Origin of the sequence: Aeromonas sp. Prich7-2 (assembly GCF_017939255.1) — a bacterium.
In the GTDB taxonomy this organism is placed as follows: Bacteria; Pseudomonadota; Gammaproteobacteria; order Enterobacterales; family Aeromonadaceae; genus Aeromonas; species Aeromonas caviae.
Genome location: NZ_JAGKRI010000177.1, coordinates 1 through 674, shown reverse-complemented (window position 1 = coordinate 674; position 674 = coordinate 1). Strand labels below are relative to the sequence as shown.

1 pseudogene is annotated in these 674 nt (G+C 50.6%); it reads left to right on the top strand.

Annotated elements, in window-relative coordinates:
- Positions 1-146: 146 nt before the first annotated feature.
- A pseudogene (locus tag J9892_RS20445) lies at positions 147-548 on the top strand (transposase); the annotation flags it as partial.
- Between the last annotated feature and the right edge of the window lie 126 nt (positions 549-674).

Sequence of the window (674 nt, the reverse complement as noted above, 5' to 3'; positions counted from 1 at the left end):
TGCGCTTTGGTGGCATCCATGAATATCGACTGGGAGAAGCTCCGCCACAAGTAACGGAGCTAACAGGAGACCAGCAGATCATTTTGGAGGTATTGGGTGAGCGCTATCGGCAAATTTATTCCTAAATCAGGTGCGGAATGTCGGTTCGACATGGCTATGAACAAGGCGTGTTGAGCCAGAAACAATATCAGCGAAGGCTTGAGCGATGTCGGCAAAGCTGGCGAAAAGAGCTGGGGCGAGGCAGTTTGCTGTGCAGCAAGCGCTACCGAGGTCGCTGTCGGCTACTGCTCAAGGATGATGAAATGCTGTGGCGTTTTCTGGAAAACGACGAGATAGCCTTGACCAATAATGAGGCGGAACGGGCGCTACGCGGGTATGTGCTGTGGCGCAAGGGGAGCTATGGCGTTTGGTCACATCGGGGAGAGCTGTTTCGGCAGCGCATCTTGTCTTTGATAGAGACAGCCAAGCGGTTAGGTCGCTGTCCGCAGGAATGGCTGAGGGCCGTGGTCAGTGCCTGCATAGAGAAAACACATGTACAGGATCTTTAGCTACAACCAATTGAAATAGATAGAAAAAAGGCTTCGTTTGTGATCTGATTTAATCGCAAAAAAAAACCGACACGCCCGAAGCCATGACTATTATCAATGCAACCCAGTACCTCAAGCAACTTCTTA